This window comes from Glutamicibacter sp. AOP38-B1-38, from assembly GCF_052377485.1.
In the GTDB taxonomy this organism is placed as follows: domain Bacteria; phylum Actinomycetota; class Actinomycetes; order Actinomycetales; family Micrococcaceae; genus Glutamicibacter.
The window spans coordinates 1-24,115 of sequence record NZ_JBQSWU010000024.1 but is presented as its reverse complement, the minus strand read 5'-3'; the positions used below and the strand labels follow the sequence as shown (position 1 = coordinate 24,115).

General features: G+C 57.8%; 18 protein-coding genes and 1 tRNA gene. 3 read left to right on the top strand and 16 right to left on the bottom strand.

Annotated features, from left to right (window positions below):
* Positions 1 to 100: 100 nt before the first annotated feature.
* The 6 genes from tuf to rpoB form a co-directional block, all read right to left on the bottom strand.
* Positions 101 to 1,291, bottom strand: a complete 1,191-nt coding sequence (tuf, locus tag ACT3TP_RS13925) for an elongation factor Tu (RefSeq protein WP_096283696.1) — start codon at positions 1,289 to 1,291, stop codon at positions 101 to 103.
* Positions 1,292 to 1,535: 244 nt separating this feature from the next.
* Positions 1,536 to 3,650 (bottom strand): elongation factor G, encoded by a 2,115-nt coding sequence (gene fusA / locus ACT3TP_RS13920; RefSeq protein ID WP_096283698.1) that lies wholly within the window; start codon positions 3,648 to 3,650, stop codon positions 1,536 to 1,538.
* A 70-nt stretch (positions 3,651 to 3,720) separates the two neighbouring features.
* Complete coding sequence (gene rpsG, locus ACT3TP_RS13915; protein WP_096283700.1) at positions 3,721 to 4,191, bottom strand: 30S ribosomal protein S7; 471 nt, start codon at positions 4,189 to 4,191, stop codon at positions 3,721 to 3,723.
* Entirely contained in the window at positions 4,191 to 4,565 is a 375-nt protein-coding gene (rpsL, locus tag ACT3TP_RS13910; RefSeq protein WP_096283780.1) for a 30S ribosomal protein S12, read from the bottom strand. The genes rpsG and rpsL overlap by 1 nt, the downstream gene beginning before the upstream one ends.
* 450 nt (positions 4,566 to 5,015) lie before the next feature.
* Positions 5,016 to 8,906 carry a DNA-directed RNA polymerase subunit beta' gene (locus tag ACT3TP_RS13905; RefSeq protein WP_444620840.1) on the bottom strand — a complete coding sequence of 1,297 codons (3,891 nt, stop codon included), beginning with the start codon at positions 8,904 to 8,906 and terminating at the stop codon, positions 5,016 to 5,018.
* A gap of 108 nt (positions 8,907 to 9,014) precedes the next feature.
* Complete coding sequence (gene rpoB / locus ACT3TP_RS13900) at positions 9,015 to 12,521, bottom strand: DNA-directed RNA polymerase subunit beta (protein WP_096283782.1); 3,507 nt, start codon at positions 12,519 to 12,521, stop codon at positions 9,015 to 9,017.
* A 746-nt stretch (positions 12,522 to 13,267) separates the two neighbouring features.
* On the opposite strand from rpoB, the gene ACT3TP_RS13895 reads away from it, so the two are divergent.
* Positions 13,268 to 14,713, top strand: coding sequence for an amino acid permease (locus tag ACT3TP_RS13895; protein WP_444620839.1), 1,446 nt, complete (start codon positions 13,268 to 13,270; stop codon positions 14,711 to 14,713).
* Positions 14,714 to 14,964: 251 nt separating this feature from the next.
* Positions 14,965 to 15,462, top strand: coding sequence for an aminoacyl-tRNA deacylase (locus ACT3TP_RS13890; RefSeq protein WP_096283706.1), 498 nt, complete (start codon positions 14,965 to 14,967; stop codon positions 15,460 to 15,462).
* On the opposite strand, the gene ACT3TP_RS13885 is transcribed toward ACT3TP_RS13890, so the two are convergent.
* From ACT3TP_RS13885 to ACT3TP_RS13850, 8 genes are all read right to left on the bottom strand, one after another.
* Complete coding sequence (locus ACT3TP_RS13885) at positions 15,416 to 16,588, bottom strand: acyltransferase family protein (protein ID WP_444616369.1); 1,173 nt, start codon at positions 16,586 to 16,588, stop codon at positions 15,416 to 15,418. The two genes, ACT3TP_RS13890 and ACT3TP_RS13885, sit on opposite strands and share 47 nt — an antisense overlap.
* A gap of 162 nt (positions 16,589 to 16,750) precedes the next feature.
* Entirely contained in the window at positions 16,751 to 17,125 is a 375-nt protein-coding gene (rplL, locus tag ACT3TP_RS13880; RefSeq protein WP_096283710.1) for a 50S ribosomal protein L7/L12, read from the bottom strand.
* A gap of 71 nt (positions 17,126 to 17,196) precedes the next feature.
* Positions 17,197 to 17,718, bottom strand: a complete 522-nt coding sequence (gene rplJ / locus ACT3TP_RS13875; protein WP_096283712.1) for a 50S ribosomal protein L10 — start codon at positions 17,716 to 17,718, stop codon at positions 17,197 to 17,199.
* 765 nt (positions 17,719 to 18,483) lie between these two features.
* A complete protein-coding gene (rplA, locus tag ACT3TP_RS13870) occupies positions 18,484 to 19,185 on the bottom strand; it encodes a 50S ribosomal protein L1 (RefSeq protein WP_096283714.1) in 702 nt (233 codons plus the stop codon).
* 135 nt (positions 19,186 to 19,320) lie between these two features.
* Positions 19,321 to 19,752 (bottom strand): 50S ribosomal protein L11, encoded by a 432-nt coding sequence (rplK, locus tag ACT3TP_RS13865; protein WP_096283716.1) that lies wholly within the window; start codon positions 19,750 to 19,752, stop codon positions 19,321 to 19,323.
* Between the two features lie 128 nt (positions 19,753 to 19,880).
* A complete protein-coding gene (gene nusG, locus ACT3TP_RS13860) occupies positions 19,881 to 20,768 on the bottom strand; it encodes a transcription termination/antitermination protein NusG (RefSeq protein WP_096283718.1) in 888 nt (295 codons plus the stop codon).
* Between the two features lie 71 nt (positions 20,769 to 20,839).
* Positions 20,840 to 21,094: a preprotein translocase subunit SecE gene (gene secE / locus ACT3TP_RS13855; RefSeq protein WP_096283720.1), complete on the bottom strand. Its 255-nt coding sequence runs from the start codon at positions 21,092 to 21,094 to the stop codon at positions 20,840 to 20,842.
* 119 nt (positions 21,095 to 21,213) lie between these two features.
* Positions 21,214 to 21,286 (bottom strand) — tRNA-Trp (locus tag ACT3TP_RS13850).
* A 262-nt stretch (positions 21,287 to 21,548) separates the two neighbouring features.
* Here ACT3TP_RS13850 and ACT3TP_RS13845 point away from each other — a divergent pair.
* Entirely contained in the window at positions 21,549 to 22,748 is a 1,200-nt protein-coding gene (locus ACT3TP_RS13845) for a pyridoxal phosphate-dependent aminotransferase (RefSeq protein WP_444616365.1), read from the top strand.
* Positions 22,749 to 22,806: 58 nt separating this feature from the next.
* Here ACT3TP_RS13845 and ACT3TP_RS13840 read toward each other — a convergent pair whose 3' ends face one another.
* On the bottom strand, positions 22,807 to 23,475 hold the full coding sequence (locus ACT3TP_RS13840; protein ID WP_096283724.1) for a LuxR C-terminal-related transcriptional regulator: 669 nt from the start codon (positions 23,473 to 23,475) through the stop codon (positions 22,807 to 22,809).
* The coding region (locus ACT3TP_RS13835) for a sensor histidine kinase (RefSeq protein WP_444620838.1) at positions 23,472 to 24,115 on the bottom strand (644 nt) is incomplete at its 5' end. The genes ACT3TP_RS13840 and ACT3TP_RS13835, both read right to left, overlap by 4 nt.

The following is a 24,115-nucleotide window of genomic DNA, read 5'->3' as shown; positions in this document are numbered from 1 at the left end:
TAACGCGCAGATGTTAAGCAAAAAGATCTCCACCTCTTCCGAAGAAGTGGTGGAGATCTTTTTTGTCAGACCAGTTGGCCTAGATCAGTTAAGCAGCGAACTACTTGGTGATCTTGGTGACCTTGCCCGAACCAACGGTGCGGCCGCCTTCACGGATAGCGAAGCCGAGGCCATCTTCCATGGCGATTGGCTGAATCAGCTCAACCGACATTTCGGTGTTGTCGCCTGGCATGACCATCTCGGTGCCCTCTGGGAGGGTGATGACGCCGGTCACGTCGGTGGTGCGGAAGTAGAACTGCGGACGGTAGTTCGAGTAGAACGGGTTGTGACGTCCGCCTTCGTCCTTCGACAGGATGTAGACGTTGGCATCGAAGCCGGTGTGCGGGGTGATCGAGCCTGGGGCTACGATAACCTGGCCGCGCTCGACATCGTCGCGCTTCAGACCGCGAAGCAGCAGGCCACAGTTCTCGCCGGCCCATGCCTCGTCGAGCTGCTTGTGGAACATCTCGATACCGGTAACGGTGGTCTTCTGGATCGGACGGATGCCGACAACTTCGACTTCCGAGTTGATCTTCAGGGTGCCACGCTCGGCGCGACCGGTCACAACGGTACCGCGACCGGTGATGGTGAAGACGTCTTCGATTGGCATCAGGAATGGACGATCGCGATCACGAACTGGGTTCGGGATGTAGGTATCGACTGCTTCCATCAGTTCCTCGATGGACTTGGTCCACTCAGCGTCGCCTTCCAGAGCCTTCAGGCCCGAAACGCGGATCACTGGTGCATCGTCGCCATCGAAGCCCTGCGAGGAGAGAAGTTCGCGAACTTCCATCTCGACGAGCTCAAGGAGCTCCTCGTCCTCAACCATGTCGGACTTGTTCAGTGCAACCATCAGGGATGGCACGCCAACCTGACGAGCAAGCAGAACGTGCTCGCGGGTCTGAGCCATTGGGCCGTCGGTAGCAGCAACCACGAGGATTGCGCCGTCCATCTGAGCCGCACCGGTGATCATGTTCTTGACATAGTCAGCGTGGCCTGGAGCGTCAACGTGTGCGTAGTGACGGGTCTCGGTCTGGTACTCAACGTGCGAGATATTGATGGTAATACCGCGCTGGCGCTCTTCTGGAGCGGAGTCAACCGACGCGAAGTCGCGCTGCTCGTTGAGATCAGGGTACTTGTCAGCAAGTACCTTGGAGATGGCGGCGGTCAACGTGGTCTTACCGTGGTCAACGTGACCAATGGTGCCGATGTTGACGTGCGGCTTGGTCCGCTCGAACTTTGCCTTTGCCACAGGTTCCTCCTAGAAACGTTTTACAGAAGACTTACTTACGATTGCGCGATTCGCAAACGAACTGGAATCAGTCTACTGGGGGCTTGGATATTTACGAAAATTTCGGTCCTGCGCGGGCCCTGCATGTGATGCAAATCCCTCGTTGGCCGTTTGCGAGGCCGGCTTCATTGGCAATAAAGCCGGCTTCGCGATCGGCCACTCCCCCACACTGGCGGGGTCACGGCCAAGTTTGGTTCCTAGACGATTACTCGCCGCGGGCCTTCTGGATGATCTCTTCGGCAACTGCCTTCGGGACCTCAGAGTAGCTGTGGAAAGTCATCGAGTACACTGCACGACCCTGGGTCTTGGACCGCAGGTCACCAATGTAGCCGAACATCTCCGACAGTGGCACGTGGGCATTGATAACCTTCACGCCAGCTGCATCGGACATCTCGGTGATCGAGCCACGGCGGGAGTTCAGGTCGCCGATAACGTCGCCCATGTACTCTTCCGGGGTACGAACTTCGACGCTCATCAGTGGTTCAAGCAGGATTGGGTTAGCGCGGCGTGCGCCTTCCTTGAATACCTGTGAGCCAGCGATCTTGAACGCCATTTCCGAGGAGTCAACGTCGTGGTAAGCACCGTCGATGACGGTAGCCTTCACGCCGACCATCTGGTAACCAGCAAGGATGCCGTACTGCATGGCGTCCTGGATACCGGCGTCGATGGATGGGATGTACTCACGAGGGATACGACCACCGGTGACGGCGTTCTTGAACTCGTAGGTAACTCCGTCGACAACCTCTAGAGGTTCGAACGAAACCTGGACCTTTGCGAACTGGCCCGAACCACCGGTCTGCTTCTTGTGGGTGAAGTCAACCTTCTCCACAGCCTTCTTGATGGTTTCGCGGTACGCGACCTGTGGCTTACCCACGTTGGCTTCCACGCGGAATTCGCGCTTCATGCGGTCCACCAGGATATCCAGGTGAAGCTCGCCCATGCCGCCGATTTCGGTCTGGCCGGTGTCGTCGTTCAACGAAACGGTGAAGGTTGGATCTTCCGCAGACAGCTTCTGGATAGCGGTCGACAGCTTCTCCTGGTCACCCTTGGTCTTAGGCTCGATGGCCACGAAGATCACTGGTGCTGGGAACGACATCGACTCAAGCACGATCGGGTTCGCTGGATCGCAAAGGGTATCACCGGTGGTGGTATCCTTCAGGCCGATCACGGCGTAGATGTGACCTGCGTGGATCTCGTCAACCGGATTCTCCTTGTTGGAGTGCATCTGGAAGAGCTTGCCAACGCGTTCCTTCTTCTGCTTAGTCGAGTTCAGCAACTGGGTACCAGATGATGCCTTGCCCGAGTAAACGCGAATGAAGTTCAGCTGGCCGAAGAATGGGTGCGCGGCGATCTTGAAAGCCAGTGCCGAGAATGGTGCATCCTCGGAAGGCTCGCGAGTCAGCTCGACCTCTTCGTCCTTTGGATCGTGGCCCACCATGGCGCCCACGTCAAGTGGGTTTGGCAGGAAATCGATCACTGCGTCGAGCATTGGCTGCACGCCGCGGTTCTTGAAGGCCGAACCACAGAAGACCGGGTAGATCTCCGAGTTGATGACCATCTTGCGAATGCCGGCCTTGAGCTCATCATTGCTGATCTCTTCGCCTTCGAGGAACTTCTCCATGAGCTCGTCAGAGCCCTCGGCGACATCCTCAACCAGCTTGGCGCGGTACTCGTCGGCCTTAGCCTGCATGTCTGCAGGAATTTCGCGAGTCTCGTAGGCGGCACCCATGGTGACGTCACCCTTGGAGTCGCCTTCCCAGACGAATGCCTTCATGGTCATCAAGTCGACCACACCGGTGAATTCGTGCTCGGAGCCGATAGGCAGCTGCATCACCAATGGCTTGGCACCCAAGCGCTTGACGATGGTATCTACGGTGAAGTAGAAATCAGCGCCCAGCTTGTCCATCTTGTTGACGAAGCAGATACGCGGAACGTTGTACTTGTCAGCCTGACGCCAAACGGTCTCAGACTGAGGCTCAACGCCTTCCTTGCCATCGAACACGGCAACGGCGCCATCGAGCACGCGCAGCGAGCGCTCCACCTCAACGGTGAAGTCAACGTGGCCAGGGGTGTCGATGATGTTGATCTGGTTGTTGTTCCAGAAACAGGTCACGGCCGCGGAGGTAATGGTGATACCGCGTTCCTTTTCCTGCTCCATCCAGTCGGTGGTCGACGCACCGTCGTGGGTCTCACCGAGCTTGTGATTCACACCCGTGTAGAACAGGATGCGCTCAGTAGTAGTGGTCTTACCAGCATCGATGTGTGCCATGATGCCGATATTTCGGACCTTATTCAGGTCAGTAAGCACGTCCTGTGCCACGTTGTCTCCCTAAAAGGTGAGGCTAGGATTGGCTGGGTGCCTTTTGACACCCAGCAATTCCAAGCGGTTCTTACCAGCGGTAATGGGCGAAGGCCTTGTTGGACTCGGCCATCTTGTGAGTGTCTTCGCGACGCTTCACAGCGGCACCCAGACCGTTCGATGCATCCAAGATCTCGTTCATCAAACGCTCGATCATGGTCTTCTCGCGGCGAGCCTTCGAGTAGCCAACCAACCAGCGCAGTGCAAGTGCGGTTGCGCGGCCTGGCTTGACCTCGACGGGAACCTGGTAAGTAGCGCCACCAACACGGCGTGAACGAACCTCGAGGGCCGGGCGGATGTTATCCATGGCCTTCTTGAGAGTCGTCACAGCGTCGGTGCCGGACTTTGCGGCCGCACCTTCGAGTGCACCGTAAACAATGCGCTCTGCAGTGGACTTCTTGCCGTCAACGAGAACCTTGTTGATCAGCTGAGTGACCAATGGGGATTCGAAGACCGGATCAGAAACTAGTGGGCGCTTTGGCGCCGGACCCTTACGAGGCATTACTTACCATCCTTCTTCGCGCCGTAGCTGGAACGAGCCTGCTTACGACCCTTAACACCCTGAGTATCAAGAGCACCACGTACAATCTTGTAACGAACACCTGGGAGGTCCTTTACACGACCACCGCGAACGAGCACGATGGAGTGTTCCTGCAGGTTGTGTCCGACACCTGGAATGTAAGCGGTAACTTCGATGCCACCGGCAAGGCGCACACGTGCGACCTTACGCAGAGCCGAGTTAGGCTTCTTCGGGGTGGTGGTGTACACACGGGTGCATACGCCACGACGCATTGGGTTGCCCTTGAGGGCAGGAGCCTTGGTCTTGACGACCTTAGGCGAGCGGCCCTTACGGACCAGCTGCTGAATAGTAGGCACTTTCGTGTCCTTCCATTGTCTAAGTTTGTCGGCACCACAACCGAACAGAATCTGCGAAGTTGTGGAGCTAGCTGCTTGCTTTGCGGCCAACAGGAACAGAAAGTCCCTAGGCGTGCGAAAGTGTGGCATTTGTTGCGCAACCTGCCCGCAACCCGGACCGAGTCCATTTTGCCACACCTAAAACAATTGATCTCAGTCTAGCATTAAACCGCCATCGCTCTAGTTTCCGTAAGCTATCTCACCAATGCACTGATCCTATCGAGCCAAGCTGAACGGCGGCGATACCGCAGGTGACCACGGGGTGAATCCAGCAGCCTCGCCTCTGGCGCGGCAGCTTTAGTAGACTATTCCCCCACTGATATATCTACTAATTGGTCTGCGCTTAAATGGAACGCCCGCCGGCACACGAGGTACCGGCGGGCGTTTTGACTAACTAGTCAGAATCCGTGTTTAGCGGAAGTCTGAACCGTGGTCGTAGTCGTCCATCGAGATGGCCTGGAACTCTGGCGAAAGGTTGCCCTCCAGTGCATCGTCGTACAGGCCCGAAGAGAAGGCCGAAGAACCGGTGAACAAAGTTGCCTTTGCTTCGTCGGTTGGCTCGACGTTGATCTGGGTGTAGCGATCCAAACCGGTACCGGCCGGGATCAACTTACCGATGATCACGTTCTCCTTCAGACCCAGCAATGGATCCGACTTGCCTTCCATCGCAGCCTGAGTCAGGACGCGGGTGGTTTCCTGGAAGGAAGCAGCCGACAGCCATGAATCGGTGGCAAGCGATGCCTTGGTAATACCCATCATCTCGTCACGACCGGCGGCCGGGCGCTTGCCCTCGGTGACTGCCTTCTTGTTCGCAGCGGTGAAGCGCGAACGGTCGGCCAGCTCGCCCGGAAGCAAGTCGGTTTCGCCGGATTCGATGACGGTGACGCGACGCAGCATCTGGCGGACGATGACTTCCACGTGCTTATCGTGGATGCCTACACCCTGGGACTGGTACACGTCCTGGACCTCACGGACCAAGAACTTCTGAGCTTCACGTGGGCCGAGGACTCGAAGAACCTGCTTCGGATCCAGGGTACCGCTGGTGAGCTGAGTACCGGCGATGATGCTTTCGCCCTCTTCAACCAACAGGCGAGCACGACGCAGAACCGGGTAGGCCTGCTTGTCGTCGCCGTTGTCTGGAGTGACCACAACGCGCAGCTGCTTCTCGTCGTCCTCGATCGACACGCGACCGGTGACCTCGGACATCGGAGCCACACCCTTAGGGGTACGGGCTTCGAACAGTTCCTGGATACGAGGCAGACCCTGGGTAATATCGTCAGCCGATGCAACACCACCGGTGTGGAAGGTACGCATGGTCAGCTGGGTACCAGGCTCACCGATGGACTGTGCGGCGATAATGCCCACAGCCTCGCCGATGTCCACGGTCTTGCCGCTGGCCAGCGAGCGACCGTAGCACAGAGCACAGGTTCCCACGGCCGAATCACAGGTCAGCACGGAGCGGACACGGATCTCATCGACGCCGGCTGCGTACAGCTGGTCGATGAGCACGTCGCCCACATCGGCGCCGGCTGCTGCCAGCACGTTGCCCTCCGCGTCCTTGGCCTCGGTGGCCAGGGTGCGGGTGTACGCCGAGTTCTCGACGGTTTCGTGCATCATGCGCACACCAACGGAGTTGTTGGCGATCGGCACGGTCAGGCCGCGGCGGGTGCCACAGTCTTCTTCGCGCACGATAACGTCCTGTGAAACGTCCACCAGACGACGGGTCAGGTAACCCGAGTTAGCGGTCTTCAACGCGGTATCGGCCAGACCCTTACGGGCACCGTGGGTCGCGATGAAGTACTCCAGAACCGACAGGCCTTCGCGGTACGAAGACTTGATCGGGCGAGGAATAATTTCACCCTTAGGGTTGGACACCAGACCACGGATACCGGCGATCTGCCGCAGTTGCAGGTAGTTACCACGAGCCTTGGAAGTCACCATGCGGTTAATGGTGTTCAGCTCTTCCATGCCGTTCTTCATCGCCTCGGCAACCTCATCGGTAGCCTTGGTCCAGATGTCGATCAGGTCCTGGCGGCGTTCGGTATCGGCAATCAAGCCCTTATCGAACGAAGCCTGAACCTTTGCGGCACGAACCTCGTAAGGAGCAAGGATGGCTGCCTTGTCCATATTCGAGGTAATATCCGAGATTGCCACGGTGACGCCCGAGCGGGTTGCCCAGTAGAAACCGGCATCCTTCAGGTTATCCAGGGTTTCGGCGGCGGTGATCTTCGGGTAGCGCTCGGCCAGATCGTTGACGATCTCCGAAAGCGCATCCTTGCCGGTCACGTGGGCAACCCATGGGTAGTCCGCTGGCAGGGTGTCGTTGAACAACACCTGGCCCAGCGAGGTCTCCAAGAGCGCATCGGTGCCTGGCTCCCAGCCTTCCGGAGCTGGCTGCTCCTCGGAAGGAACGAAGTTCGGTACGCGGATCTTGACCGGTGCGTTCAGGTGCAGCTCACGCAGGTCCATTGCCATAATGGCTTCGGCAACCGAGGTGAAGGTGCGTCCGGCACCGGCTTCGGTAGCGCGCTTGGTGGTCAGGTGGTGCAGACCGATGATCATATCCTGCGAAGGAAGTGCCACCGGGCGGCCGTCCGAAGGCTTCAAGATGTTGTGCGAGGACAGCATCAGGATGCGCGCTTCGGCCTGGGCTTCTGGGCTCAGCGGCAGGTGGACTGCCATCTGGTCACCGTCGAAGTCGGCGTTGAAGGCAGCACAAACCAGCGGGTGCAGCTGCAATGCCTTGCCCTCGACCAGCTGAGGTTCGAACGCCTGGATGCCCAAACGGTGCAGGGTAGGTGCACGGTTCAGCAGTACCGGGTGCTCGGTGATGATCTCTTCGAGAACATCCCAAACCTGTGGGCGGTAACGCTCGACCATGCGCTTGGCACTCTTGATGTTCTGTGCGTGGTTGAGGTCAACCAGGCGCTTCATCACGAACGGCTTGAAGAGCTCCAGGGCCATCTGCTTAGGCAGACCACACTGGTGCAGCTTCAGCTGCGGACCAACCACGATGACCGAACGGCCCGAGTAGTCAACACGCTTGCCGAGCAGGTTCTGGCGGAAACGACCCTGCTTGCCCTTGAGCATGTCGCTCAGGGACTTCAGCGGGCGGTTACCCGGTCCGGTGACCGGACGGCCACGACGACCGTTGTCGAACAGCGAGTCAACAGCTTCCTGGAGCATGCGCTTTTCGTTGTTCACGATGATCTCGGGGGCACCGAGATCCAGCAGGCGCTTGAGGCGGTTGTTGCGGTTGATCACGCGGCGGTACAGGTCGTTCAGGTCCGAGGTGGCGAAACGGCCACCGTCGAGCTGAACCATCGGACGCAGCTCTGGTGGGATCACCGGAACGGAATCCAGCACCATGCCCTCTGGCGAGTTCTGGTTGACCAGGAAGGCGTTAACCACCTTCAGGCGCTTCAGTGCACGGGCCTTCTTCTGGCCCTTGCCCTCGTCGATGATCTTCTTGAGCAGTTCGGCTTCGCCGGCAAGGTCGAAGTTCTGCAGGCGCTTCTGGATCGATTCTGCACCCATGGAGCCTTCGAAGAACAGTCCGTACTTCTCACGCATGGTGCGGTACAGGCCTTCATCGCCCTCAAGGTCAGCGACCTTCAGGCCCTTGAAGCGTTCCCAGACCGCACGCAGGCGCTCTGCTTCGAGCTTCGCGCGCTTGTCGATCTGCAGCACGGTCTTCTCTGCCAGGGTGCGAGCCTTGTTCAGCTCGGCGCCCTTGGCACCGTCGGCCTCCATGCGCTCAAGCTCGGTTTCGAGCTCGGCGGCGATGGCCTTCTTGTCGGCTTCCGCGTTGTTTGCCAGGTTGCGCAGTTCCAGATCATGCTGGGCCTGCAGGTTAGGCAATTCGGCGTGGCGACGTTCTTCGTTGACGCTGGTGATCATGTAGGCAGCGAAGTAAATGACCTTTTCGAGGTCCTTCGGAGCCAGATCCAGCAGGTAGCCCAAACGCGATGGAACGCCCTTGAAGTACCAGATGTGGGTCACTGGAGCGGCAAGCTCGATGTGTCCCATGCGCTCACGGCGAACGTTAGCGCGGGTCACCTCGACGCCACAACGCTCACAGATGATGCCCTTGAAACGTACACGCTTGTACTTACCGCAGTAGCATTCCCAGTCCCGGGAAGGGCCGAAGATCTTTTCGCAGAAAAGTCCGTCCTTCTCTGGCTTCAGGGTGCGGTAGTTAATGGTTTCCGGCTTCTTGACTTCGCCGTAGCTCCAACCGCGAATTTCTTCTGCGGTAGCAAGGCCAATGCGCATGAGGCCGAATGAGGAATCGCTGGACATAGGGTCCTTTTCTCTCTTCTTTGGTGTCTGAAGTCGATACGAATAAGTAAGTCTTGGTGAGCCGCTACGCTCGCTGGGCCCGCGGGCCGCTCAAGGCAGCGGTGGAACCTAGACCTCCTCTACGGAGTTTGGCTCCGACCGGGAAAGGTCGATGCCCAGCTCTTCCGCTGCACGGAACGATTCCTCGTCCGATTCACGCATTTCGATAGTGTTGCCGTCGGTACCAAGTACCTCAACGTTCAAGCACAACGACTGCATTTCCTTGATGAGCACCTTGAACGACTCTGGAACACCTGGCTCCGGAACGTTCTCGCCCTTGACGATGGCTTCGTAGACCTTCACACGACCGTGGATATCATCCGACTTGATGGTCAGAAGTTCCTGCAGGGTGTAAGCGGCGCCGTAAGCTTCCAGGGCCCAAACTTCCATCTCACCGAAGCGCTGGCCACCGAACTGGGCCTTACCACCAAGTGGCTGCTGGGTAATCATGGAGTATGGACCGGTGGAACGTGCGTGGATCTTGTCGTCCACCAGGTGGTGAAGCTTCAAGATGTACATGTAGCCAACGGATACCGGATCCGGGAATGGCTCGCCGGAACGACCGTCGAACAGGCGGGTCTTACCGGTGTTGCCGATCAGACGCTCACCGTCACGAGTGACGTTCGTCGAATCCAGGATTCCGCGGATTTCCTCTTCCGAGGCACCGTCGAAGACCGGGGTGGACACGGTGGTCGGACCGGACTGGCGAGGCAGGTTCGGCAGGTTTCGCACCCAAGCCGGCTCGTTCTCGATATTCCAGCCCTGCTTGGCAGCCCAACCCAGGTGGATTTCCATAACCTGGCCGACGTTCATTCGACCTGGCACACCCAGTGGGTTCAACACGACGTCAACCGCGGTTCCGTCCTCGAGGAAAGGCATATCCTCAAGTGGAAGAATCTTGGAGATAACGCCCTTGTTGCCGTGACGGCCGGCAAGCTTGTCACCGTTGGTGATCTTGCGCTTCTGTGCCACGTACACGCGGACCAGCTGGTTCACGCCTGGGGACAGGTCATCATCGTTGTCGCGATCGAAGATGCGCACGCCGATGACGGTACCGGACTCGCCGTGCGGCACCTTCAGCGAGGTATCGCGCACTTCGCGGGACTTCTCACCGAAGATCGCGCGCAGCAGGCGCTCTTCCGGGGTCAGCTCGGTCTCGCCCTTAGGAGTGACACGGCCAACCAGGACGTCGCCTGCTTCAACCTCGGCGCCGATGTACACGATGCCGCGGTCATCAAGCTGGGAGAGGATGTCCTCGGAGACGTTCGGGATATCGCGGGTGATTTCCTCGGCACCAAGCTTGGTGTCGCGGGCATCGACTTCGTGCTCTTCGATGTGAATCGAGGTGAGCACGTCCTCGAAGATCATGCGCTGCGAAAGGATGATCGCATCCTCGAAGTTGTGCCCTTCCCATGACATGAATGCCACGAGCAGGTTCTTACCCAGGGATAGCTCGCCCTTGTCGGTCGAAGGACCGTCGGCGATGATCGACTGGAATTCCAGTCGATCGCCCTCGGTGACCAGTACGCGCTGGTTGTACGCGTTGCCCTGGTTCGAGCGTGCGAACTTCATGATCGGGTACATCGACTCGGTGCCGTCATCGTTCATGACAACAACCAGGTCTGCGGAAACCTCGGTGACAACACCTGGCTTCAGTGCGACCACGGAATCGCCGGCGTCAATTGCGGCGTACTTCTCCATGCCGGTACCAACCAGTGGCGACTCGGAAGCCAACAGCGGCACAGCCTGGCGCTGCATGTTGGCGCCCATCAGTGCGCGGTTCGCGTCATCGTGCTCGAGGAATGGAATCAGCGCGGTGGCAACCGACACCATCTGGCGCGGCGAAACGTCCATGAAGGTCACTTCGCTCGGCTCAACGATGACGGGCTCGCCGCCACCGCCCTTTTCACGGACCAAGACGGCATCTTCTTCGAAGCGGCCGTCTTCGCCCAGCGGAGCGTTGGCCTGTGCGATGAAGTGCTGCAGCTCGTCATCTGCGGTCAGGTACTCGACCTCGTTGGAGACAACGCCGTCCACTACCTTGCGGTAAGGGGTTTCGATGAAGCCGAAGGAGTTGATCCGGCCGTAGGTAGCCAACGAACCGATCAGGCCAATGTTCGGGCCTTCGGGAGTTTCAATTGGGCACATACGTCCGTAGTGGGACGGGTGAACGTCGCGAACTTCCATGCCTGCGCGGTCACGGGACAGACCGCCTGGGCCCAGTGCCGACAAGCGGCGCTTGTGGGTCAGTCCGGCTAGCGGGTTGTTCTGGTCCATGAACTGCGAGAGCTGCGAAGTACCGAAGAACTCCTTGATGGCAGCTACCACCGGGCGGATGTTGATCAGCGTCTGCGGGGTGATCGCTTCGACGTCCTGGGTGGTCATGCGCTCGCGCACAACACGCTCCATACGCGAAAGACCGGTGCGGATCTGGTTCTCGATCAGCTCGCCCACGGCGCGGATACGACGGTTGCCGAAGTGGTCGATGTCGTCCACGTTAACCGATACGTCGATGATCTCGCCCTTGCGGGTGCCGGAGATGGTCTTCTCGCCTGCGTGCAATGCAACGAGGTAGCGGATCATGGCGACAATGTCGTCTACCGACAGAACGGCAGGGCTCTCGGCGTCAACCGGAGTCTCGACACCCAGCTTGCGGTTGATCTTGTAACGACCAACCTTGGCCAGGTCGTAGCGCTTTGGCTCGAAGTACATGTTGCGCAGCAGACCCTGTGCGGCATCAACCGTTGGCGGCTCGCCCGGACGCAGCTTGCGGTAGATATCCAGAAGCGCTTCGTTCTGGTCCTTGATGTTGTCCTTTTCCAAGGTGGCACGCATCGAGTCGTACTGACCGAACTCGGACAGGATCTTCTCTTCGCTCCAGCCAAGGGCCTTGAGCAACACGGTGACCGACTGCTTGCGCTTACGGTCCAGGCGCACACCGATCTGGTCGCGCTTGTCGATTTCCAGTTCGAACCAGGCGCCGCGCGAAGGAATGATTCGCGAGGAGTAGATGGTCTTGTCACTGGTCTTGTCCGGAGCGGACTCAAAGTACGCACCAGGGGAACGGACCAGCTGCGACACAACAACACGCTCGGTGCCGTTGATGACGAAGGTGCCCTTGTCGGACATCAGTGGGAAATCGCCCATGAAGACGGTCTGCTGCTTGATCTCGCCGGTTTCATTGTTCATGAACTCGGCCTTGACATACAGCGGTGCCGCGTAAGTAGCGTCGCGATCCTTGCACTCAGCGATGGAGTACTTTGGGTCAGCGAATTCCGGATCGGAGAAGCTCAAGGACATGGTGTCCTGGAAGTCTTCGATCGGGGAAATCTCCTCGAAGATTTCAGCCAAGCCCGAGGTGTCTGGCACGCTGGTGTCACCAGCGGCTTCGGCCTTGGCTAGACGAGCCTTCCAGAGTTCATTGCCGATGAGGCGGTCAAAGCTCTCAGTCTGCAATGCCAGCAGGTTAGGCACTTCAAGGGGTTCGTGAATCTTTGCAAAAGAAAGTCGGCCAGCGTATGCAGCATCGCGAGCCGAACTAGCGGTTTGGTTGTTAGGGTTGCTCGAGGCGACCAAGATGGATCCTTCCAAAGACCGTCAGGTTTCCGAACGCCAACCGTGCTAAGGTGCCTGTCATAGGACAAGCCCTCGTGTGACGACGCGAACCCACCGCTATATGAAGGCCGCGCGCAAACAGGTATGGCGCAAATTTCTACTCTACCGGAGTATTTTAAGCTTGTCGATATCCGCCGGAGAGATTCGTGCTATAGTTTCTTGCCGCCTTTTAGGTCGCCGGAAATTTCTCGAAATTCGCAAGCGCACGCCTGCCCCGGCGACAACCTCGGCCAAACCCAGTTCCTCCAACGCCTAAGCGTTTTCCCACGTGAACTGGCAAATAATCACCCACCTCAGGGTTTCGAAGCGCGGCCACTCAGAAATCACTCGCTTTCCCGTGGGCTTCGCGCCGCCTTGCTGTGTTGTTACTCACAACGCCCACTCGGCATCTGATTTAGCCACTCTCGCGGCCCATGCGCTTCGCCTGCGAATCTTTATTAATTATCCGGAAGACCGCTCCCCCGCTCTTGCACGTCCATGGAGACTATGTTCTCGGTATCGACTTGCGTCGCAATTCTGGCCTGACGCACTCTTTCGGCAACGACAAACGCTTAACCTGGTGTCGTCTGAAATTCCGGACTGCTGATCAAAAAGTCCCTACTGCCGACCCTGTGATCACGATTACATAGACAGGTAGCTCGACGGGGACGCCCAGGAATCCGATATTCCAGCTCCCGCTCGAATCCCCTAGTTTTCCAAGGAGAGCAGTGAGAACCAGTCAACCAGCCCAGAGCCTCAAACGAGGCTTGAGTACTCGGCATATACGATTCATTGCGCTAGGATCAGCCATTGGAACGGGACTGTTCTATGGCTCGGCAGGAGCCATACAAATGGCTGGCCCAGCTGTACTGCTCGCCTATCTTGTTGGTGGCGCCGTGGTCTTCATGGTCATGCGTGCGCTGGGCGAGATGGCGGTTCGAAATCCGGTCTCAGGCTCCTTCGGCAGCTATGCATCTACGTATGTCGGACGTTTTGCCGGCTTCGCCACCGGATGGACCTACACCTTCGAGATGTTCGTCGTGGCCTTGGCGGATGTGACAGCCTTTGGCGTGTATATGGGCTTCTGGTTCCCCAACGTTGAACGCTGGATCTGGGTCCTCGCGGTGGTCTTCTTCATTGCAGCGGTGAATCTGCTCTCGGTCAAGGTTTTTGGCGAGCTGGAATTCTGGTTTTCGCTGATCAAGGTGGTCGCGATCATCGCGATGATCGCCGGCGGAGTCTTGGTCATCCTCTTCGGGCTCGGCAATCAAAGCGAAGACGCCGCCGGAATCTCAAATCTCTTCGCACACGACGGATTCATGCCGCAGGGCATCTGGGGCGTACTGATGTCCTTCACCATTGTGATGTTCGCTTTCGGTGGCACCGAGGTTATTGGCATTACCGCCGGAGAAGCGCAGAATCCTCGAAAGGTCATCCCGCAGGCGGTCAATTCGGTGCCCGTACGCATTCTGCTGTTTTACGTGCTGACCCTGGGCGTCATCATGAGCATCCAGCCTTGGAATACGATCAATGGGGAGGAAAGCCCCTTCGTCTCGATTTTCTCAAGCATCGGGCTCTCCTCAGCGGCTCACGTTTTGAACTTCGTTGTGATTACCGCGGCCTTGTCGGCAATTAACGCGGATATATTCGGTGCCGGTCGCATGATCCACGGGATGGCGCGGCTTGGACAGGCACCGCAAGTATTTACCAAGACCACCGCCAACGGGGTCCCCTGGGTGACGTCAATGTCAATGATCGGTGCATTGCTGATCGGCGTTCTGCTCAACATTTGGTTCAAGGACCAGATATTCTTCTTGATCGCAGCCCTCGCCACCTTCGCGACGGTCGTGGTTTGGTTAATGATCCTGATTTCGCATGTCGCGATGAAACGCAAGATCATGCGCGACAATCTTGCACCCTCGGCTTTCCCGGTGCCGTTGTGGCCGTTGGGAAGCTACGTTGCCGTAGCGTTCATGGTCTTCGTTATCATCATGATTGGTATCGTTCCGCAGACTCGCAGCGCTTTGCTCACAGGCGTCGCGTGGATAGCCCTCTTGGCAATTTGCTATTGGTTCTTCGTGCGAGGCAAAGCCGTACCGGCCGGCGGCACCGATGACTATGACGGTAATCAAAAGCAGGGCGATCCGTTGGAAACGCAGGACGTGCATAGCTAATCGAAATTTTCACGAGGCCAAAACAGCGAGCAGCGGGACTCCCGCCGCTCGCTGTTTTGGCTAGTACCCATCGTTTATGCGCCCCATGTCTCCAAATCGTGATGAATATGAGCTAGCCTCGGGGAAAGGATAAAGCTCTTCGAGAAGAAAGCGGTAGGGTTACACGACCAGATTCTGGCACTGAACGCCGCAGTTACCGCTCGAACTCTAACCCGCCAGAGAACAGCAATGAACAATCAGGAGTGAAGAACATGAATCAGTCAAAGGTCAATGAAGCTCTCACCCGTGTCAGCCTCGATGCTTCGCGCCGGGATATCTCGATTGAAATAGTGCCGCGTGAAGCTGCTTCCTCGCTGGAAGAAGCCGCTAAATTGCTGGGCGTCATTCCCGCGCATCTGCTCAAAACGCTAGTCATCAAGCGTTCCGACGACACGTATTTATTTGCGCTGATCCCAGGTGGTCGCAAATTGAGCTGGCCAAAGCTGCGGGCCGAGGTTGGAGTCAACAAGCTTTCCCTGCCAGAGGCGGATATAGCTTATGACGTTACCCGTTATGTCCATGGAACCATCACTCCGTTTGGTTCGCACACGGTCTTGCCGCTCTACATTGATTCCAGTGTCTTCCAAGAACCTGTTCCGGAAGTCATCGCGTTGGGCTGCGGTGAACCCGAGCACGGCTTGCTCGTTCATCCGCGCGATTTGGTTACCGGCTTTGATGCCACGATTGCTGATATTTCCGTTCCCGACTAGCAGCTATGGCCTCTGGTAGCGGAAGCTTCTTGGCCCAACCGTTGAGTGCGGTGAGCGACTTGATTGATTCATTGCGCAGCCAAAGGCCCACGGGCTTCTCCACGAAGCGAGCAACGAGGTAGGCCACGATCAGCATGAGACTTATGGTCAAGACGAGCAGCACATATTTGTTCACGCTGGCGCTCAGCGAGTCAATGATCCACCAGCCCCAGAGCTGGTGGAACAGGTACAGAGGGTAGGTCAGCGATCCTGCCACGACTAGCCAACGAGCCTGAACGTACTTCAATGGAGTGAGTACGCAGAGCGCCAGCAACGCCACACACAGCACCGCCAGTACCGAGAAATGCCAGGACGGCACGGTCAAGCCGGAAAGGAAGTCGCTGTCGAAGCTCCCCTTGAGGCCCGTGAAGTAGGCAGATACTACGGTGTTGAAAGCCACTAGGGCCCAGCGTCCGAGGGTATGGCCGTTCTGATAGATCAGGAACAAGACCATGCCCGCGGCAAACTGAGCCGCGTACTGACCGGCAAACCAATCTTGCATCTTAGGCATCTCCGCCACATGCAAGAGGATTCCCAGAGCCGGCCAGATGAACGCCAGCCACATGATGTTTTTGGTCTTCACCAGTCCCAATACCAGCAGCAATCCGAGCAATACGTAGAAACGGAATTCCACCCACAGCGTCCAGTAGACGCCGTCGAGATCCCGGACCCCCATACCCTGCTGGACCATGGTGAGGTTCGGGACGATATCCCCGCCGCTGCGTCCGTCCTTCTCGGCCGGCCAGATTTTAAAGGTCAGAATCGCCGCCGCGATCACTGCCAGCCAATAAGCCGGATACAGCCGGCCAAGTCTTGATCCGATGAAGTGGATTATGCTTTTCCCCTGAACGGACATCAGGATCACGAATCCAGAGATCAGGAAGAAAAGTTGTACGCCGATCGAGCCGTACCGAGTGAACTCCGACAACACCGGCCACGCATCTGGTGCTTTGACGCCCCAGTGGCTATGCCCCCAGGTGGTGTAGTGGTAGAGCACGACGATCAGGGCGGCACTAATACGCAGCCCGTCTAGCAAGCCTAGCCGTGCACCCGACTTCTTGGATTCCTGCGTTTCAGTTTTTGACACATATTCACTGTAAACAATGAACTTGAATAAACCCTGTTAATAGAAACGTTATAAACTTATAAAGTTGTGGCACGAGATTTTGCCCCGTTAACGACCAAAGGGCCCATGGACACGAAGTCCATGAACCCTTTGGTAATAAGTTGCGAGTGACCGCTGAACTTACTACTTAACCGAGACGGTTGCGCCGGCAGCTTCGAGAGCTTCCTTTGCCTTCTCGGCAGCGTCCTTTGCGGCACCTTCAAGAACAGCCTTTGGAGCAGCGTCAACGAGCTCCTTGGCTTCCTTCAGGCCGAGGGAAGTCAAACCACGGACTTCCTTGATGACTGCAATCTTCTTGTCGCCAGCCGACTCGAGGATAACGTCGAATTCGGTCTGCTCTTCAGCTGCGGCTTCGCCACCGGCTGCTGGGCCTGCAACTGCAACAGCAGCTGCGGAAACCTCGAAGGTCTCCTCGAATTCCTTCACGAACTCGGAGAGCTCGATGATGGTCATTTCCTTGAATGCTGAAAGCAGCTCTTCAGTGCTGAGCTTCGCCATGGTCGGCGTCCTTTCGATTTTGGCCCTGGGGCCTATGAATTGGGTTTACGATGCGAGAGAGTCGCGAAAGCTTAGGCTTCTGCCGGAGCTTCCTCGGCAGCAGCGCCGCCGTCCTCTTCTAGCTTCAGACGCAAAGCGTCCACCACGCGTACAGCTGCGGCGGCCGGAGCCTGCAGTACTGCAGCAACGCGAGTGAGCTGAGTTTCGCGGGATTCCAAAGCTGCCAAAGCAGCGATGCCAGCATGATCAAGGGCCTTGCCCTCGAAGAAGCCGGACTTGACGACAAGCTTCTCGTTAGCCTTGGCAAATTCCGTGAGGCTCTTTGCGGCAGCAACTGCGTCACCCTTAATGAAGGCGATTGCAGTCGGACCGGAAAGCTGACCATCGAATGCATCGATGCCAACTTCCTTCGCTGCGATAGCGGTCAAGGTGTTCTTCACAACCGTGTACTTGGTCTCCTGACCAAGTGAGCGGCGAAGTTCCTTGAGCTGTGCAACGGTAAGCCCACGGTATTCAGTCAAGACAGCCGCAGTTGATTCCTTGAAGTCTGCAGTGATTTCTTCAATCGCTACAGTCTTGGTAGGCGTTGCCATAACACTCCTTCCGGGGATTTGTTCGGTACCGTTTCATAACCGGCGGAGCCCATAAAAAAGGCCCCGCGCAGGAGCACAGGGCATATCCACTACATCAAGTCAAAATAAATCTATGAAACCGGCGTTGGCCGCTCGTTCGAGCTCTTAGGAGTTTGTGCAAGCACGCACTCGGCCGACGGTCTTCGGTATCTCTAGTCTAAACGGCCACCGCAGCATCTTCCAAATCCAATGGCGCCACGGCGCGCATGATTCGAATCACTAGATGGCCGTTAAAGTGACAAGGCCTGAAGCCAGCACTTGGGGGACGCTGGCAACAGGCTACTTGTCGACACAAAAGTTTTGGGGAAACTTCCGCATCCAGCTTCTACATGGTCTTGGGGGGCCCATGTAGAAACCGCCGATCAAGTCGGTGATTTAAGCCTATCACTACTCATTGCGGCAACGGAACAGATCACAGGTAGATAACGGCTGCAGTTCAGAGAATTCACATCTTTGGCGTCCAGAAGCTTTCGCCAGATGATTATCCTCTAGTCAGCACCGGTTTCGCTAGCAGTCTGGTTGCAAAGCAGCAGAACGAACCGTGAGCGATTTACGCTACCGCCACCACCGTTGCAGCTAGCCAGGCGCGGACGTCGAACAAGCTTTTGACTAGGCCTGCAGACGATTGGTTAGCCTGTGCCAGGTAATCGAGGAGTGGGAAAACAAAAACCGCGGGACAGACCAGATCTCTCTGGTCTGTCCCGCGGTTTTAGCGCTCGTTGGGCTTTAGGCCTCGACGCGAGTTACGTTCGAATCAACAGGGATACCTGGACCGAAGGTGGTCGAAACGGTTGCCTTCGAGATGTAGCGGCCCTTCGAGGAGGAAGGCTTCAAGCGAAGCACTTCTTCCAAAGCTGCTGCGTAGTTCTCGGTCAGCTGCTTGGCTTCGAACGAAGCCTTGCCGATGATGAAGTGAAGGTTGGCGTGCTTGTCGACGCGGAAGTCGATCTTGCCACCCTTGATGTCATTAACAGCCTTGGCGACATCCATGGTCACGGTGCCGGTCTTAGGGTTTGGCATCAGGTTACGAGGACCCAAGATCTTACCCAAGCGGCCAACCTTACCCATGAGGTCTGGGGTTGCTACGGCCGAGTCGAAGTCGGTCCAGCCGCCCTGGATCTTTTCGATCAGGTCGTCCGAGCCGACGAAGTCGGCGCCGGCTGCGATTGCAGCTTCGGCCTTGTCGCCATTGGCGAAGACAACCACGCGGGCGGTCTTACCGGTGCCGTGTGGAAGGTTCACGGTACCGCGAACCATCTGGTCAGCCTTGCGTGGGTCAACGCTCAAACGGAAAGCTACCTCAACGGTGGAGTTAGTCTTTTCGCCTGCGATTTCCTTAGCCAGGACAATTGCCTCGGTTGGATCGTAGAACTTGTCAGCCACGATCTTGGCCGCGGCGGCTACGTATGCTTTGCTGCGCTTTGCCATCTGCGTTATCTCCTTATGCAGTCGTGGTCATATGGACCGCGCCCGGTCCTGCCACGGGCGGACAGGGTGTTCCCTGCTCGCCTTAGATTAAATTCTTTGTTGCAGTCACCGAAGTGAACTACGAAAAGCTAAAAATTAGCCTTCGACGGTGATGCCCATGGAACGGGCGGTACCGGCGATGATCAACGAGGCGGCAGCCAAGTCGTTGGCGTTGAGGTCAGCCATCTTGGTGGTGGCGATTTCTTCAACCTGAGCCTGGGACAGCTTGGCAACCTTGACGGTGTGCGGGGTAGCTGAACCCTTGGCAACGCCAGCAGCCTTCTTGATCAGCTCTGCTGCTGGAGGGGTCTTGGTGATGAAGGTGAATGAACGGTCTTCATACACGGTGATTTCAACTGGTACAACGTTACCGCGCTGCGACTCGGTCGCTGCGTTGTAAGCCTTGCAGAATTCCATGATGTTGACGCCGTGCTGGCCAAGTGCAGGACCAATTGGCGGAGCCGGGTTAGCGGCGCCTGCCTGGATCTGCAGCTTGATGAGTCCGGTGACCTTTTTCTTTGGGGCCATGTCGGGTCCTTATACTCTTGCAGTTCCCACAACACAGGAGCGTGCTGCGGGTTGTGGCCGTCGTGGCGCGACAGCCGGACGTGCCCTCACCCCGTAAAGCAAACGGAATGGGGCACGAAGACTTAATACTACTGGATCTTGGTGACCTGGTTGAAGTTCAAGGTCACTGGGGTCTCGCGTTCGAAGATCGAAACGAGGACTACCAGCTGTGCCGATTCCAGCTTGATTTCCGAGATCGTCGCCGGCATGGTCTCGAACGGACCATCGTTGACGGTAACCGATTCGCCAACTTCGAAATCGACGGTGACTTCGGTGATTGGCGAGCGTCCCGGCTTGGAAGCCGATGGCTGCTCGACCGGATCCACCACGGTGTGCTCCAGCATGGAGAACACTTCGTCGAGGTTCAGCGGGTTGGGATCATGGGCGTTTCCAACGAATCCGGTGACACCTGGCGTGTGTCGAACGACACCCCAAGAAGCGTCGGTCAGTTCCATGCGAACCAGGACGTAGCCCGGGATGCGCACACGGCGAACGATCTTGCGCTGAGTGTTCTTGACCTCAACGACCTCTTCCATCGGAACCTGGATTTCATAGATGAAATCGTCCATGTCCTGGGTCTGGATACGAGTCTCGAGGTTCAGCTTCACGCGGTTTTCGTAACCTGCGTAGGTGTGAATGACGAACCAGTCACCCGGCTGGCGACGCAGCTTCGAGCGGAATTCTTCCTTGAGCGCGGCGACAACATCGACGTCGTCTGCTTCAGCGGTTTCGTCCTCGTCGGCTTCATCCTCGACGTCTTCAGCGGCTTCGTCTTCGTCGGCTACATCTTGAACGTCTGCTTCAGCAGCTTCATCTTCGTCGGCTTCGCCCTGAACGGCTTCTTCAGCAACAACGGCTGGAGCTTCGGTCTCGTCGGTTGCAACCTCGGCGGCGGTTTCTACCTGCGCGCCATCAGCTTCAACGAACTCGTTTTCGACCTCGTCATTAATCTGCGGTTCGAGTTCCTTGTCGGACACTGCAGCTCCTGCTTTCTTTGACTGAATGACATCTACTACCTGCGGGCGATTATACCGCCGCGGCAAATAAATTACTGTTCTGGCTGATTGGTGAACAGGAGGATCGAGCCTTGGCCCAGTACGAAGTCAAGGATCGTAACGATCAGCATAACGACGCAAACAAAACCGATTACAACCAGCGTGTAATTGATGAGCTCGCTACGCGTTGGGGTAACGACCTTCTTCAGTTCTGAAATTACCTGGCGCAGGAATAGGAAGATGCGTCCGAAGAAGCCCTTCTTTGCCTTCTCACCATTTCCGGAGTTTACGGCAGCTGATTCGCTCAACCTGATCCTCGTTTCAATTTTTTTGGCCAGTTGAAACAATCACGGTGCGCCGCAGCCTGACCGACCACAACACACCGTGATTTGAGATTCGCTGTGCGATTATTACCATCGCTACTGCGCAGGGCAGACAGGACTCGAACCTGCAACCTGCGGTTTTGGAGACCGCTGCGCTACCAATTGCGCCACTACCCTTTGAGCTACCGCTCTTACTGAGAACATCTTAGCCGATCAGGACTTTTCCATGTCGGTTGCGATGTCTCAGCAACGAGAAATAACTTTACGCAACGAACTAGCAAATGTCGAACTGACTGCACCCTGTGTGTCGCACACCGCATTCTGACCACCAGTTAGTGACCACTTGGTGTCATTTTTCAATTTCACTGAGCATCGGCAAATACTGGGAACTAGGATTGGAGCTAACAGCAGCTTACGTAACCGTCAGGATGCATTTTCTATGTCTAGAATTTCACGCCGCATCGGCGCCATTTCCGAGTCCGCAACGCTAGCGGTTGATGCCAAGGCGAAAGCGCTCAAGGCCGCCGGTCGTCCAGTCATCGGCTTCGGCGCCGGCGAGCCGGACTTCCCAACACCGGATTACATCGTCGAGGCAGCGGTCAAGGCCGCCCAGGATCCGAAGAACCACCGGTACTCCCCCGCGGCGGGCCTGCCTGAACTGCGCGAAGCGATTGCCGAAAAGACGCTGCGCCACTCCGGATACGAGCTGGCTGGCGCGCAGGTGCTGGTGACCAACGGCGGCAAGCAGGCGGTCTACAACACCTTTGCCGCACTGCTTGACCCGGGAGACGAAGTCATCATTCCGGCTCCTTACTGGACCACCTACCCGGAGTCGGTGCAGCTGGCGGGCGGGGTGCCCGTATCCGTCTTCGCCGGCCCCGAGCAGGGCTATAAGGTCACCGTCGAGCAGCTTGAGTCCGTGCTGACCGAGCGTACCAAGGTCTTGCTCTTCGTTTCCCCCTCGAACCCTACCGGCGCGGTTTATACGGCAGAGCAGATCATGGAAATCGGCCGCTGGGCGGCCGAAAAGGGCTTGTGGGTAGTCACCGATGAGATCTACGAACACCTGACCTATGGGGACGCCTCCTTCAGCTCCATTGCAACGCTGGTTCCGGAGCTCGAAGACCGGGTGGTCATCCTCAACGGCGTGGCCAAGACCTACGCCATGACCGGTTGGCGTGTGGGCTGGATGGCCGGCCCACTGGACGTCATCAAGGCTGCCACCAACCTGCAGTCCCATGCGACCTCGAACGTGGCCAATGTGTCCCAGCGTGCCGCCTTGGCCGCCGTGGCCGGCCCCTTGGATGCCGTCGAGGAGATGAAGGTCGCCTTCAACCGCCGCCGGCTGGCCATCGTCGAGGGCTTGAACGCCATCGACGGGTTGCACTGCCCGATGCCTGAAGGTGCCTTCTACGCCTACTCGGACGTGCGCGGGCTGCTGGGCAAGAAGATCCGCGGCGTTGTGAACAACACCAGCGCCGAGCTGGCCGCGTTCATCCTGGAGCAGGCGGAAGTCGCGGTTGTACCGGGCGAAGCCTTTGGCCCCTCGGGCTATATCCGCATGTCCTATGCGCTGGGCGATGCAGACCTGGCCGAGGGCGTCTCGCGGATGGCCCGGTTGCTGGGCGAAGCCGAGTAGAGCGGCATCCGGACATTGCGGGCCCGATCCACCGGATCGGGCCCGCACTCGTTAACGCCTAGAGGATCTTCCGGTCCACCGCCCAGCGCGTGAGTTCATGGCGATTCGAGAGCTGCAATTTGCGCAGCACGTTTGAGACATGCGATTCCACGGTTTTCACCGAGATGAACAGCTCCTTGGCCACCTCCTTGTAGCTGTAGCCGCGGGCGATCAGGCGCATCACCTGCAGTTCCCGGTCCGAGAGCAGATCCAGTTCCTCGTCGATGCCGGTCGATTCGGCCACTTTTGCACCGCCGAATGCGTCCAGCACAAAGCCCGCCAGCCGTGGCGAGAACACCGCATCTCCCCCGGCCACCCGGCGCACCGCGTCCGAGATTTCGGCTCCGGAAATGCTCTTGGTCACGTAGCCCCGGGCCCCGGCCCGAATCACCGTGACCACGTCCTGCGCCGAATCCGAAACGCTCAGCGCCAGGAACTTGGTGGTTCCCAACAGGTGCGCGCAACCGCGCAAGACCTCCGCGCCCCCGCCGCCGCGTCCGCCGGGCAGGTGCACGTCGAGCAGGACCACGTCCGGCCGCTGGCTTTCGATGACTTCGATAGCCTGTTCAACGGACCCCGCCTCACCGACAATGCGCAGGTCCTCACCGAGATCCGCGCGGAGCCCGGAGCGGAAGATTCCATGGTCGTCTACCAACACCACCGTGAAGTTCTGCTGTTCGCTACTCATGATTCCGTATCTTCCTGACTGCTGTTCCTTGGCATTTTCAACTCTACTTCGGTGCCCGTCTCGCCGCTGCGAATAGCTGCCTGCCCGCCGGCCCGCTGCATCCGTCCGATAATCGATTCGCGCACCCCATACCGGTCCCTGTCGATGCCGTCTACGTCGAATCCCCTTCCGCGATCCCGGATGAACACCTCGATGAGCAGCTCGCTGCATTCGACAAACACCGAGATTCTTCCCTCGGCATGTTTTGCGGCATTCATCATCGCTTCCCGGCTCGCCGCCACGAGCGACTGCTGTCCGTCGAAGCCCCTGGCATTGCCGACGGTAATCACATCGACATCCCGCAGCATCAATTTCTCTACATTGTCGGCCTCGGTCTGGATTTCCACGACCACGTCTTTCTCATCGAGCTCTTCGGTCTCATAGAGCCAGGCGCGCAGTTCGCGTTCCTGCACGCGCGCCAGGGTTCGCACCGCTGCCGGGTCATCGCTGCGTTTTTGGATCACGGCCAGCGTCTGCAGCACCGAGTCGTGCAGATGCGCGGCAAAGTCTGCCCGCTGCGCGGCGGCCTGCCGATTGCTTCTCTCCGAAAGGTAGTCGCGCCACAACCTGGCACCCCAGGGCAGCAGCACCACCACCGCGC